At 69.2% G+C, this 11,958-nt stretch carries 16 protein-coding genes; 10 read left to right on the top strand and 6 right to left on the bottom strand.

Translation table 11 applies throughout. The features are described 5' to 3' along the window. Together PKH97_RS07855 and PKH97_RS07850 are read right to left on the bottom strand one after the other, a co-directional pair. Positions 1-994: GNAT family N-acetyltransferase (locus PKH97_RS07855; protein WP_324386853.1), on the bottom strand; the 994-nt coding region annotated here is incomplete at its 3' end. Positions 995-1,035: 41 nt separating this feature from the next. Beyond that, positions 1,036-1,734: a dienelactone hydrolase family protein gene (locus tag PKH97_RS07850; protein ID WP_324386852.1), complete on the bottom strand. Its 699-nt coding sequence runs from the start codon at positions 1,732-1,734 to the stop codon at positions 1,036-1,038. A gap of 42 nt (positions 1,735-1,776) precedes the next feature. Here PKH97_RS07850 and fdxA point away from each other — a divergent pair, with 42 nt between their 5' ends. After that, positions 1,777-2,103: a ferredoxin gene (fdxA, locus tag PKH97_RS07845; RefSeq protein WP_324386851.1), complete on the top strand. Its 327-nt coding sequence runs from the start codon at positions 1,777-1,779 to the stop codon at positions 2,101-2,103. Positions 2,104-2,106: 3 nt separating this feature from the next. Further along, entirely contained in the window at positions 2,107-3,234 is a 1,128-nt protein-coding gene (gene dapC / locus PKH97_RS07840) for a succinyldiaminopimelate transaminase (protein WP_324386850.1), read from the top strand. 6 nt (positions 3,235-3,240) lie between these two features. Here dapC and PKH97_RS07835 read toward each other — a convergent pair whose 3' ends face one another. Together PKH97_RS07835 and PKH97_RS07830 are read right to left on the bottom strand one after the other, a co-directional pair. Beyond that, positions 3,241-3,672 (bottom strand): TA system VapC family ribonuclease toxin, encoded by a 432-nt coding sequence (locus PKH97_RS07835; RefSeq protein ID WP_324386849.1) that lies wholly within the window; start codon positions 3,670-3,672, stop codon positions 3,241-3,243. Then, complete coding sequence (locus PKH97_RS07830; protein WP_324386848.1) at positions 3,669-3,893, bottom strand: antitoxin; 225 nt, start codon at positions 3,891-3,893, stop codon at positions 3,669-3,671. The genes PKH97_RS07835 and PKH97_RS07830 overlap by 4 nt, the downstream gene beginning before the upstream one ends. A gap of 135 nt (positions 3,894-4,028) precedes the next feature. Between PKH97_RS07830 and PKH97_RS07825 the strand changes: the two genes are divergently transcribed. After that, positions 4,029-5,327, top strand: coding sequence for a citrate synthase (locus PKH97_RS07825; RefSeq protein WP_324386847.1), 1,299 nt, complete (start codon positions 4,029-4,031; stop codon positions 5,325-5,327). 21 nt (positions 5,328-5,348) lie between these two features. Here the strand turns inward: PKH97_RS07825 and PKH97_RS07820 are convergent, their stop codons facing one another. After that, the gene (locus tag PKH97_RS07820) at positions 5,349-6,236 is read right to left on the bottom strand and encodes a hypothetical protein (RefSeq protein WP_324386846.1); all 888 of its coding nucleotides are present in this window, start codon (positions 6,234-6,236) and stop codon (positions 5,349-5,351) included. Positions 6,237-6,318: 82 nt separating this feature from the next. Then, positions 6,319-7,257, bottom strand: coding sequence for a 2,3,4,5-tetrahydropyridine-2,6-dicarboxylate N-succinyltransferase (dapD, locus tag PKH97_RS07815; RefSeq protein ID WP_324386845.1), 939 nt, complete (start codon positions 7,255-7,257; stop codon positions 6,319-6,321). Positions 7,258-7,321: 64 nt separating this feature from the next. Here dapD and dapE point away from each other — a divergent pair, with 64 nt between their 5' ends. The 7 genes from dapE to PKH97_RS07780 all read left to right on the top strand — a co-directional run. Next, positions 7,322-8,404: a succinyl-diaminopimelate desuccinylase gene (dapE, locus tag PKH97_RS07810; RefSeq protein WP_324386844.1), complete on the top strand. Its 1,083-nt coding sequence runs from the start codon at positions 7,322-7,324 to the stop codon at positions 8,402-8,404. Beyond that, on the top strand, positions 8,401-9,189 hold the full coding sequence (locus PKH97_RS07805) for a TIGR00730 family Rossman fold protein (protein WP_324386843.1): 789 nt from the start codon (positions 8,401-8,403) through the stop codon (positions 9,187-9,189). Before dapE ends, PKH97_RS07805 begins: the two co-directional genes overlap by 4 nt. 1 nt (position 9,190) lies before the next feature. After that, on the top strand, positions 9,191-9,520 hold the full coding sequence (locus PKH97_RS07800; RefSeq protein WP_324386842.1) for a DivIVA domain-containing protein: 330 nt from the start codon (positions 9,191-9,193) through the stop codon (positions 9,518-9,520). After that, a complete protein-coding gene (locus PKH97_RS07795; protein WP_324386841.1) occupies positions 9,517-9,966 on the top strand; it encodes an SRPBCC family protein in 450 nt (149 codons plus the stop codon). Before PKH97_RS07800 ends, PKH97_RS07795 begins: the two co-directional genes overlap by 4 nt. Further along, positions 9,915-11,213, top strand: coding sequence for a hypothetical protein (locus PKH97_RS07790; RefSeq protein ID WP_324386840.1), 1,299 nt, complete (start codon positions 9,915-9,917; stop codon positions 11,211-11,213). Before PKH97_RS07795 ends, PKH97_RS07790 begins: the two co-directional genes overlap by 52 nt. Positions 11,214-11,363: 150 nt before the next feature. Further along, entirely contained in the window at positions 11,364-11,537 is a 174-nt protein-coding gene (locus PKH97_RS07785; RefSeq protein WP_324386839.1) for a DUF3117 domain-containing protein, read from the top strand. A gap of 110 nt (positions 11,538-11,647) precedes the next feature. Continuing rightward, positions 11,648-11,958, top strand: a 311-nt coding sequence (locus tag PKH97_RS07780; RefSeq protein WP_324386838.1) for a hypothetical protein, incomplete at its 3' end; no start/stop codon positions are given.

Here is an 11,958-nt window from a genome sequence, read left to right as displayed (position 1 = left end):
CGGTGGCGTTGACATAGGCGTGGTGGACGCGGAAGCCGAGGCGACGATAGAGCGCGAGAGCGGGCTCGTTGTGCGCCCATACCTGCAGGTGCAGGCGTTGCGCGCCGAGATCGGTTGCGGCAGCGACGAGTTCACCGACCATCGCCTGGGCCACTCCGCTGCGCCGGTATGCCGGGTCCACCCACATCGCGGCCAGCCCGCCCCATGAGCCGCTCATCCCGAGCCGGCCCACACCCACCGGCCGCCCGTCCACGAGGGCCGTGGCGAAGACCTGAGCGGGGGAGCCGGTCATGATCGCTCGTGCGGCTTCGGCGTCGGTGCTGCGATAGCTCTCGTAGCAGGCCAGCCACGCATCGGTCAGGGCATCGTCCGTCTGCACGATCACGCCGCCGACCGCCCCGCGTCCGGCCGGAGCCGGCCCGGCCAAGGATCGCGTCACGACCTGTGGCGTGGCAGTCAAGAACAGGCTCGGGTCGGACACGGCATACCCGCGGTCGATGAGCAGCGCGCCGACGGGATCGCGTGACACATCGACCGTGAGCACACCGGCCGCATCGGTAGACGGCCGCGGATCGGCCAGGGTGAGGTTGGCCGGGAGTCCGCGATCGGCATACCAGCGTTCGACAGCATCCAGCGCTGCATTCAACGGCAGGCCCGGATCACCAACCGGGACAACGGAATTCCCGCGCGAGGTGAAGCCGCGGGACGCCCGCAGGATCCAGTCGCCCAGTTGCGTGCGCTCCATCGGCGGCCACGAGTCGGCTACCTCCCGATGCAGCTCCAGCGGAGCCAACTCACCACCGACCACGCCCCGTCTCGGCGGCGCCGGCGGGACGATCCTGGTGGCGACCACGAGGCGCCGGGGGATCGCGACCCGCCCACGACGCGTCGCTAAGACGATCTCGTCCGGGCCGTTGACGATAACCTTGCCGACCGCATCGGTCAGGTACGGCTCGCCGGGCGGCGGCGCCGGCTCGATCCGGAAACGAACCACCGCCCGCACCTCGTCCCTCGCAGCGACCGGCCCCGAATCCCTCACGCGGGCAAGTGCTTTCGCAAGAACTTCTCGGTCATCCCCCAGGCGATCGTCGACGCCTGCGGGTGATAGCTGACGAAGTCGGCATTGTCGAAGGCGTGGTCGGCCTCGTGGTAGGTGTAGAACTCGACCTCCGGCCCGTCGACCGCCGCGCGGATCCGCGCCACCGCGTCGCCGTCGATATAGCTGTCGGCCTGCCCGAAATGATGCAGGCTCGGCGCACTCACCTGCGGCGCCAGATCCAGCAGGCCCGGCAGGGCCGAGCCGTAATAGCTGACCAGCAACGCCGGGTCGGTGATCGCCGCCACATTGAAGGCCAAGCCCCCGCCGAAGCAGAAGCCCACCAGCCCCACCGCTCCGGTCACCTCCGGCCGCTCGCGCAGCCAGCCGTATGCCGTCGCCCCGTCCCGCACCCCGGCCTCCCAATCGAAGCGCTGCACGAGCGCCAACCCCTCGGTGAGCATGTCCGGCCCATTGGCCACGCCGGACGCCCCGAGGCGCCAGTAGAACTCAGGTGCCACGACGACATAGCCGAGCGCGGCCAGATCGGCGGCCCGCCGCTCGACATACGGGCTGATCCCGAAGATCTCCTGGAAGAGCACGATGCCCGGCCCGTGCCCGGCTGGCGGCAGCCACACGTGCGCCGGCATGGCGCCCGCTTCGGTGGCGATGGTCTCGGATCGCGGCACAACAGTCATCCGGGCAGCGTATGCCTGCGGGCCCCCCATAGAATGCCTGGCATGACGTATGTGATTGCCCAGCCGTGCGTGGACCTCAAGGACAAGGCCTGCATCGAGGAGTGTCCGGTCGATTGCATCTACGAGGGCGATCGGATGCTCTACATCCACCCCGACGAGTGCGTCGACTGCGGCGCGTGTGAGCCGGTCTGCCCGGTCGAGGCGATCTATTACGAGGACGACGTGCCCGAGCAGTGGGCCGACTACTACAAGGCCAATGTCGAGTTCTTCGACGACCTCGGCAGCCCGGGCGGCGCCGCCAAGCTCGGCCTGATCAACAAGGATCACCCGCTGATCATGGCGCTGCCCCCGCAGGAGCAAGCCGAATAGGGCATGCGCTCACTGCCCGACTTTCCCTGGGACTCGCTCGCGCCCTACAAGGCGCGGGCGAGTTCGCACGCCGGGGGCCTGATCGACCTCTCCATCGGCACCCCCGTCGACCCGACTCCCCAGGTCGTCCAAGACGCCCTGCGCGCCGCCGCCGACGCCCCCGGCTACCCCCAGACCTATGGCACGCCCGACCTGCGCGAGGCCGTCGCGACCTGGTTCGCCGCTCGCCGCGGCGTCGAGGGGCTCGACCCCGACGGCGTTCTGCCCACCATCGGGTCCAAGGAACTGGTCGCCTGGCTGCCCACCCTGCTCGGTCTTGGCTCCGGCGATATCGTCGCCTTCCCGCGAGCCGCCTACCCGACGTATGACGTGGGCGCCCGCCTCGCCGGTGCAACGCCCGTGCCGGTGGACTCGCTCACCGCGCTCGGCCCCTTGACGCGTTCGACCACGCCAAAACTGTTGTGGCTCAACAGCCCGAGCAATCCCACCGGCAAGGTGCTGGGCATCGAGCACCTGGCGAAGGTCGTGGACTGGGCGCGGCGGCACGGGGTGATCGTCGCCTCCGACGAGTGCTATGCCGAGCTCGACTGGCGCCCGCGCGAGCCGGCCGCCCACGGCGAGCCCCCGACCACGCCGTCGATCCTCGACCCCCGCGTCACCGGCGGCTCCCATGAGGGGCTGCTCTGCGTGTACTCCCTGTCCAAGCAGTCGAATCTCGCGGGCTACCGCGCAGCCTTCGCGGCCGGGGATCCGGTGCTGATCCGCGAACTGCTCGAGGTGCGCAAGCACGCCGGGATGATGATGCCCTGGCCGGTGCAGCGCGCGATGATCGCCGCCCTGGCCGACGAGACCCACGTCGTGGAGCAAAAGGCCCGGTATGCCGCGCGCCGCGCGACGCTGCTGGCGGGGGTGGCGGCATACGGGCTGCGCGTCGACGACTCCGAGGCCGGGCTCTATCTGTGGGCGAGCGCCGACGAGGACTGCTGGATCACCATCGGCCGGCTGGCCGACCTTGGCGTCTTGGCCGCCCCGGGCGCCTTCTATGGCGCGGCCGGGGCCCGCCACGTGCGCATCGCCTTGACGGCGACCGACGCGCACATCGCGGAAGCGGCGGCCCGCCTGTCCGCCTGAGATCCCTCAGGTATCAAGGACGTGGATCAAGGCGGAGTTCCGAGGGGCGAGCGACGTCATACCCCGGTCGAAAGTCACCATCGTCAGACCGGCCTGAGCGCAGATGCTGAGCAAATGCGCGTCGGTTACGTGTCGATGGCCCCGGACATGCGACACGAACTGCGGGGCCAGGACACCCACGACCTCGTCCGCAACGAACCGGTGGTTGCCCACGGCCGTCAACTGGGCGAGAGCGGCAAGTGCTCCCGGCGGATCAGTCGGTGCTTGCACCACTGCGCGATTGCATGACAGCCGGACGAATCCCGATTCGGTGATCGGTGTGGTCGCCCAGCCAGTAGCAGCATGACCGCGCAACCAGGCACGCGCCGCGAGGTGACCGATGTGCTGCGGCCACATAAGCGCCAGCAGCACGTTTACGTCCGGTAGGCCTGCGGTCATTCCTCATCCAGGGCTCTGGCGACGACATCGTGGGTGAGCGGCGTCAGATTTGCCGGGGCTTCGAAGACGGGAAACCCGTCCGCGGCGACGGTCAGGCGCGTCGGACTGAGCGATCGGCGCGCCAACTCAGAGATGACGCTGCCAATCGTCCGGCCTTCGTCAGCGGCGATAACTCGCGCGGCCGTGAAGACCTCATCGTCGATGCTCAAGGTCGTTCGCATGCATCATTATGACATAAGCGCATCATATGGTCATCGAGATGCGCTCTACCCCATCGATGATCAGGGGGCATCCTGAGCATCTGTAGGAGCAGGACCTCCCCACCTGCCGCGTCCACTGTGCGGTAGCGTCGCGCCATGGCTGATGGCGAAGCACGCAGTGGCACCCTGACCGTCGGAGACAAGCAGCTCACGTTGCGCGGCGTGCCGGCGACCGAGGGCAATGACGGACTCGACATCTCGGCCCTGCTCAAGGAGACCGGCGATGTCACCCTCGACACCGGCTTCGTCAATACCGCCTCGTGTTCGAGCGCCATCACCTTCATCGACGGCGACAAGGGGATCTTGCGCTATCGCGGCTACCCGATCGAGCAGCTCGCCGAGCACTCCAACTTCCTCGAGACCACCTATCTGCTGATCTACGGCAAGCTGCCCACCGCGCAAGAGTTTGCCGCCTTCGACGCCAAGGTGCGCCGGCATACGTTGTTGCACGAAGACCTCAAGCTCTTCTTCAACGGCTTCCCCCGCGACGCCCACCCGATGCCGGTCCTGTCCTCCGCGGTGTCGGCGCTGTCGACCTTCTATCAGGACAGCCTTGACCCCTTCGACCCCGACCAAGTCGAGATCTCCACCTTCCGGTTGCTCGCCAAGCTGCCCACGATCGCGGCCTATGCCTATAAGAAGAGCGTCGGCCAGCCCTTCCTCTACCCGGACAACTCGCTCTCGGTGACCGAGAATTTCCTGCGGATGACCTTCGGTTTCCCCGCGGAGCCCTATGAGCTGGATCCGGTCGTCGTCAAGGGCCTGGACCTGCTCCTGCTCCTGCACGCCGATCACGAGCAGAACTGCTCGACGTCGACGGTGCGCCTGGTTGGGTCCTCGCAGGCCAATATGTTCGCGTCGATCTCGGCGGGCATCAATGCCCTCTTCGGTCCGCTGCACGGCGGTGCCAACCAGCAGGTGCTGGAGATGCTGGGCGCGCTGCACTCTTCTGGTGAGGACCCGCAGGCCTTCATGACGAAGATCAAGAACAAGGAGACCAACCAGCGGCTGATGGGCTTCGGCCACCGGGTCTACAAGAACTACGACCCGCGCGCGTCGATCATCAAGGCGACGGCGGATGAGATCCTCGGCAAGCTCGGCGCCGACGACCCCCTGCTCGACATCGCCAAGCGCCTCGAAGAGATCGCCCTAGCCGACGACTACTTCGTCGAGCGCCGGCTGTATCCCAATGTCGACTTCTACACCGGCCTGATCTACAAGGCCATGGGCTTCCCGACGCGCATGTTCACGGTCCTGTTCGCCTTGGGCCGCCTGCCCGGCTGGATCGCCCAGTGGCGCGAGATGATCAACGACCCGGCGACCAAGATCGGCCGCCCGCGTCAGGTCTACATCGGCGAGGCGGCCCGAGACTACATCGCGATGACCGACCGCTAAGGCCAGCGGCCGGGGCGGCCGTCAATCAATGGTGATAACGACCGTGGTCCCAGATGCCTCGGCCGACGTACTCGCCCAGGTCAGCGCGCCCCGGCCGGAGCCACGCGTCCAGCGGCGGTCGGCGACGTCGATCGTCGTGATGCCGCGGCCGTCGGCTTGAGCCATGGCCCACTCGGCGACCGTCCAGGCCCGCGTCGACGAGCTCGTATGGACGATCACCCGCGTCCCGCCGTCCGCCTCCTGCGTCGTGGCGACCTCACCGAGCTGAGCCCGAAGATCGGCGCTCAGGGCGCGGGCGTCGCCGGGCGTCGCCGGATCGGCGAGCCGGCAGGCGAGGCCGGCGGGGGAGTGCCCAGCCAACGTGGAGGCGAGGGCTCGACCCTGCTGCTCGTGATCGGCATACGCGCTCGGATAGGCACTGCGCTGCACGGCTTGGGCGACCTCGGTGATCGGCCGCTCGGCGTAGTTGTCGACCTTGATCAACTCATCGTAGAAGGCGCCCGCGGAATACACCGGGTCCAAGATCTGCTCGGCGCTGCCCCAGCCCTGGGACGGTCGCTGCTGGAACAGGCCGACCGAGTCGCGGTCGCCATAGTCGATATTGCGCAGGTCGGACTCCTGCAAAGCGGTAGCCAAGGCGATGGTGATCGCTCGCGCCGCCAGCCCGCGTTTGATGGCCACCGCGGCGATGGTGGCGGCATTCTGCGTCTGCTCCGGACTGAAGGCGAAGGTGCTCCCAGACGCCGTGGCCTGGCAGGTGGGCGCGGTGTACCAGCGCCAGCCCGTGACCCCGGCCGCGCCCAAGCCCCCGAGGAAAACCACCAGCGCCACCCCGACACCGATGCGGCGCCGACGGAATGCCGCGGCAACGCGCGGGTCCGGCGTCGCGGCGTCGGGCGGGCGGGACATCTGTGGAATCTCCGGGCTGAAGGCAGGGACTACGTGCCGACCGCGTGCCGTTGCCGGCCAGGATCGGGAGGACGTCGTCGGGTCAGTTGGCGTGCAGCGCAGAGTTCAGCACGATCCCGTGACCGTCACGCGGCCGGGCCTCGACCGCACCCGTCACGGAGTTGCGCAAGAACAACAGGCTGCTCTGTCCGGACAACTCCCGAGCCCTCGCGACCGTTCCGTCCGGGAGGGTGACCTTGGTGCCGGCGGTCAGGTAGAGCCCGGCCTCGACAACGCAGTCGTCGCCGAGGGCGATGCCGAGGCCCGACTCGGCCCCCAGCAGGCAACGCTGCCCGATCCGCACGCGTTCGGTGCCACCGCCGGAGAGGGTGCCCATCGTCGAGGCTCCGCCGCCGATGTCGGAGCCGTCGCCGACGACGACCCCCTGGCTGATCCGGCCCTCGACCATGGAGGTGCCGAGCGTGCCAGCGTTGAAGTTGACGAAGCCCTCGTGCATGACGGTCGTCCCAGCCGCGAGATGGGCACCGAGCCGGACGCGATCCGCGTCCGCGATGCGCACGCCCGTCGGCACGACGTAGTCGACCATTCGCGGGAACTTGTCCACGCCGAAGACCTGGACCGGTCCGCGTGCCATCAGCCGCGCCCGGGTCGTCTCGAAGCCGTCCACGGCACAGGGCCCGTGATTGGTCCACACGACATTGGGCAGGGCGCCGAAGATCCCGTCGAGATTGATGGTGTTGGGGGCAACCAGCCGGTGAGAGAGCAGGTGGAGGCGGAGATAGGCATCGAGGGCGCCGGCGGGGGCCGTATCGAGATCGATGCTCACGCCCACGTGGTGAACGCGGACGCCGCGCGCCTCGTCGCGGCGCTCCAGCGCCAGCAACTGCGGTGGGACCGGCGCGGAGTCGTCATGCTCGCCCAGGGCGGGGCTGGGGAACCAGGCGTCCAGCACCTGGCCATCGTCGGTCTCGGTCGCCAGTCCGAAACCCCAGGCGGGGCGCGTGGGCGATGTCTGCGTCATGGGGCGCCATCCTAGGTTGGCGTGCCGACAACCGGTTGTCACCAGCCGCCGTTATCGTTCGGTCATGCCCACTTTGGACCTGGCGACGGATGTTGTCACCCTGACTGCCGCCGTCTGCGATATCGAGTCGGTCAGCCTGGGCGAAGCCGCGCTGGCCGACCTCATCGAGGCTGCCCTGCGCCCCCTGCCCCACCTCACGGTCACCCGCATCGGCAACAGCCTCGTCGCCCGCACCCACCTCGGCCGCGCCGAACGAGTCGTGCTCGCCGGCCATATCGACACCGTGCCGTTGACGATGGACCCGTCCAATCTGCCGACCGTCCGAGTGAGCGAGGCCGGTCAGGAGATCTTGCGCGGGCGCGGCACCGTGGATATGAAGGGTGGCGTGGCCGTCATGCTGCGGGTGGCCGCGACCATTCACGAGCCCACGCGCGACCTGACCCTCGTCTTCTACGAGGCCGAGGAGATCGACAGCGCCTTCAATGGCCTCGGTCTGATCGAAAGGCAGCGGCCGGAGTTGATCACGGACGCCGATTTCGCCGTGCTCCTGGAGCCGACCGATGCCGCCGTCGAGGGCGGCTGCAAAGGGACGCTGCGCGCCGAGATCACCACCAAGGGCATCGCCGCCCATTCGGCACGGCCATGGAAGGGCCACAATGCGATTCACGATGCCGGTGAGATCCTGCGGCGGCTGACGGACTACGAGCCCGCCACGCGCTCCGTCGACGGGCTCGACTATCGCGAGGCCCTCAATGCGGTCCTGATCAGCGGCGGCACCGCGACCAATGTCATCCCCGACCGGTGCGTGGTCACGGTCAACTATCGCTATGCCCCGTCGGTCTCGCCGGCGCAGGCCGAGGCGCACGTACGCCAGGTCTTCGACGGCTTCGAGATCACCGTCGTCGACAACGCCGGGGGGGCGCGCCCCGGGCTGCACCTGCCGGCCGCGCAGGCCTTCGTCGCCGCACTCGACCTGCCGGTCGAGGCCAAGCAGGGCTGGACCGATGTCGCCCGCTTCTCGGCGATGGGGGTGCCCGCGGTCAACTTCGGCCCCGGCGATCCCAACCTCGCGCACATGGACGACGAGCGCTGCCCCACCGCGCAGTACCTGACCTGCGAAGAGGCGCTCGTCCGATGGCTGCAGTGAGCGGGCGGCCCTCGCCCGAGAACGTCTACCAGCGCGGCCCGGTCCAGTTACGCCGCTCCCAAGTGCCCAAGAGCACCACCGATCAGCGCCTACTCGACGGCGACGGACGCACCGACTGGGTGCACACCGATCCCTGGCGCGTGCTGCGCATCCAGAGCGAGTTCGTCGAGGGATTCGGCGGCCTGGCCGAAGTCGGTCCGGCGATCTCCGTCTTCGGGTCGGCCCGCACCCCCCGCGACCACCCCGACTACGCCCTCGGTGAAGCCGTCGGCGCGGCCATCGCCCGGGCCGGCTTCGCCTGCATCACCGGCGGTGGCCCCGGGGCGATGGAGGCCGCGAACAAGGGTGCGCTACGCGCCGGCGGTCTGTCCGTCGGCTTGGGCATCGAGTTGCCCTTCGAGACCGGCCTGAACGAATTTGTCGACCTCGGCGTGAACTTCCGTTACTTCTTCGTGCGAAAGACGATGTTCGTCAAATATGCCGAGGGCTTCGTCGTCCTGCCCGGTGGGATGGGCACCCTCGATGAGATGTTCGAGGCGCTCACGCTCGTCCAGACTCGCAAGGTGACCTCTTTCCCGATCGTCCTGCTCGGCAGCAGCTACTGGGGCGGTCTGCTGGACTGGCTGCGTGATTCGGCCCTGACGCGTGGGACCATCGGCGAAGGCGATCTGTCCCTGATCCACCTCGTCGACGATCCGCAAGAAGCCGTCGACCTGGTGGTCCAAGGTGCCCGGCACGGCCCGGCCGAGCCGGCCGATACCACTACCTCGTCGGAGGCGATGTGAGTTGATCTGGGTCTTCTTCACCGTGGTCGCGGTGCTCATCGCCGCGGGCTTCGCACTGCTGATCACCGGCCGGCTGACGTATGACGCGCTTCCCCCGCCCGTGCACACCGAGCACGACGTGGGCGCCGACCGCATCGAGCGGGCGGCCGATGTCGACGCGATCCACTTCGACACCGCCCTGCGCGGCTACCGAATGGACCAGGTCGACGATGTCCTCGACGCCCTGCGCGGCCGCCTGGCCGCCTACGAAGCCGGCGAGGTGCCGACCATGACGTTACCGCGGGTCTCGCCTGGCGCGCCGCCCACCCGACCCGCTGGGGAGGTGGGGTGACCACCTTTCGGGTGCAACGGCATACGGGCCGGTCGGTCACGGATGCGTGGGCGGCGGTCACCGACTTCGCCGCGCACGGCGACGTTGTCCCGGCCACTCGAATGCGTCTCGATCCCGGGACGCCCACCGTCGGATGGCGGTTTGCCGCCGGCACGGGATTGGGTCCGGCGACGCTCTGGGATCACATGATCGTCACGAAGTGGCAACCGCCTACCGCCGATGGTGACGAGGCAGTCGTTGCCATCGTCAAGATTGGGGCATGGCTGCGCGGGTGGGCGCAGATCGCGATCGAGCCGGACGGAGAGGGGGCGCGCGTCACGTGGACGGAGGAACTCGGCCCCCGGGTGGACCCGCTGCCGCGCCTGACCGGCCCGGCATCGGCGACGGCGGGGCAATGGCTCTTCGGCCGGACCCTGGACGCGCTGCTGGCGAGCCCGGCCGGCTGAGGGGGACCGCGGGCCGCGACGCCCTCGTCGCCCGGGCACTGGCCCGGCCGGTCAAGACCATCGTGCTGGTCTATGTCCTGACCCGGCTGCTCGCGCTGGCGGCGATGTGGGCGGCTGCCACCTGGGTGCAGAATCCGGCCGGCGTCGGCCACCTGAACCCGACCGTCGCCGATCTCTTCGGCCTGTGGGATGCCCAGTGGTATCGCCGGATCGCCGAGGGCGGCTATCCCGTGCCACTCCCGGTCGACCCGCAGACCGGGATCATCACCTACAGCGCATGGGCGTTCTATCCGGCCTTTCCGCTGCTCGTCCGTGCGGGGACCGCAATCGGCCTGCCCTTCCCGGTGGCAGGACTGCTGGTCAATCTGCCGCTCGGCCTGCTCGGCGCGCTCATCGTCTGGCGGATCTTCGGCCTCGCCACCCATGCCGCGCCGCAGGCCCATCGTGACCGGCTCGCCCTGGTGGCCGCGTGCTTGTGGTGCTTCTATCCCGCGACCGGCGTGCTGCTCATTCCCTACAGCGAGGCTCTCGCTCTGGTGGTGATCGCCGGGACCCTGTTTCTGGTCATGCGCCGTTCCTACTGGCTGGCCGCGCTGACCCTCCTCGGCCTCGGCTATACCCGAGCCGTCGCGCCGGCGCTGGGGTTGGCGATCCTCGTCCACCTCGTGGCCCGGGCTCGAGACGAGCGCCGCTCCGGGACTCGGCTGTTCGCCGGCGACCGATGCGCGCTGATCGTCCTGACCGTCTCGGTCGCGGTCTCGGCCCTGGCCTGGCCCGCGACGGTCGGCATGCTGACGGGCCGGCCGAGTGCCTTCTTCGACGTGCAGAAGGCCTGGGGGCAGGAGCCGCAGAACGGGCCCTTCGTCTTGTGGCTGGCCTGGGCGTGGGAGGCGCGCGGCGTCTTCGGGGTGGCCCTGATCGTCGGGATCGTGGCCGCCTACCTCGCCCTCGTCGCGGGCCGGCACGGGCAGTGGCTGCCTCTGGAGGTCCGCGCGTGGGCCTTGGCCTACCCGCTCTATCTGCTGGCAGTGGTCCGGCCGATCACCAGCATGTGGCGCTTTCTGCTGCTGGACTTCCCGGCTGCGGCCCTGGTCGCGAGCGTCGCGATGCGGACATCCGCGGGGGAGCGGATCGTGCCGCACTGGCGACGCCGGGTGGCGCTGGTTGCCCTGGCGCTCTGCGCGGGAATGGCCTGGTGGACCGTGGCATTCCTGACCTATGTGCCGTGGGCGGCGACTCCGCCTTGACGCCTCGGCGACATGGCCCGATAAGCCCGTTGATGCACGACCACGCCCGGGTATGAGGGATAATGGGGCAGATGGCTGGGCAGGTGCCCGGTTCAGCGTACGACGAAGGTCGCTCAGGGCGGCGCTTCGGGCACTAGAAGGGAAGCACCCATGGCGGCAATGAAGCCTCGGACCGGAGACGGGCCTTTGGAGGTCACCAAGGAGGGACGCGGCATCGTCTTGCGCATGCCCCTCGAGGGGGGTGGCCGCTTGGTGGTCGAAATGACTCCCGATGAGGTGCGCGCCCTCGGTGACGCCATCTCCAATTGCGAGGGCCTGGCCTAGCCGGCCGACGGACTTTCTCAGCGCCCCGAACGGTTCGCCGTTCGGGGCGCTGGCTTTTGCCCGCCGGTGTTGCCGCCACGCGCCGGCCAGGACGTGGATAGGGTCGCAGGATGCCTCCCGCCTTGGTGCCCGTCCTTCCGGACGTCGACATCGTCCCCCCGAGCGCCGACCAGGTCGGCCGCCTGCTCGCCGATCGTCCGCCCGGGTCCGCCGCGTATGCCGCGCTTATCCCGCCCGGTGACGCGAGCGAGTGGCACGCCCACATCGCGAATGTGCTCGCCGCTGTCGTGCCCGACGCCGCATCGCTGATCGAGACGTATGACGCGCCCACCGCGGGTGCCCCCACGGTCATCGCGCTGCCGACCGGTCCGCTCGCCTGCCTGATCCTCGTGGTCGCGGACGCCGCCGCGCCGGGCCGGGT

Origin of the sequence: Nostocoides sp., assembly GCF_035343835.1 — a bacterium.
Taxonomy (GTDB): Bacteria; Actinomycetota; Actinomycetes; order Actinomycetales; family Dermatophilaceae; genus Nostocoides_A; species Nostocoides_A vanveenii.
Note: the sequence above shows the minus strand (reverse complement) of the source record. Positions and strands in the feature narration are given on the sequence as shown.

Bases quoted from the DNA above. Each gene is read 5' to 3' on its own strand.
- PKH97_RS07835 (WP_324386849.1), bottom strand. From the start codon at position 3,672: ATGACCGCAGGCCTACCGGACGTAAACGTGCTGCTGGCGCTTATGTGG.
- dapC (WP_324386850.1), top strand. From the start codon at position 2,107: ATGCGCTCACTGCCCGACTTTCCCTGGGACTCGCTCGCGCCCTACAAG.
- PKH97_RS07820 (WP_324386846.1), bottom strand. From the start codon at position 6,236: ATGTCCCGCCCGCCCGACGCCGCGACGCCGGACCCGCGCGTTGCCGCG.
- dapD (WP_324386845.1), bottom strand. From the start codon at position 7,257: ATGACGCAGACATCGCCCACGCGCCCCGCCTGGGGTTTCGGACTGGCG.
- PKH97_RS07825 (WP_324386847.1), top strand. From the start codon at position 4,029: ATGGCTGATGGCGAAGCACGCAGTGGCACCCTGACCGTCGGAGACAAG.
- PKH97_RS07850 (WP_324386852.1), bottom strand. From the start codon at position 1,734: ATGACTGTTGTGCCGCGATCCGAGACCATCGCCACCGAAGCGGGCGCC.
- fdxA (WP_324386851.1), top strand. From the start codon at position 1,777: ATGACGTATGTGATTGCCCAGCCGTGCGTGGACCTCAAGGACAAGGCC.
- PKH97_RS07790 (WP_324386840.1), top strand. From the start codon at position 9,915: ATGGCTCTTCGGCCGGACCCTGGACGCGCTGCTGGCGAGCCCGGCCGG.
- PKH97_RS07830 (WP_324386848.1), bottom strand. From the start codon at position 3,893: ATGCGAACGACCTTGAGCATCGACGATGAGGTCTTCACGGCCGCGCGA.
- dapE (WP_324386844.1), top strand. From the start codon at position 7,322: ATGCCCACTTTGGACCTGGCGACGGATGTTGTCACCCTGACTGCCGCC.
- PKH97_RS07785 (WP_324386839.1), top strand. From the start codon at position 11,364: ATGGCGGCAATGAAGCCTCGGACCGGAGACGGGCCTTTGGAGGTCACC.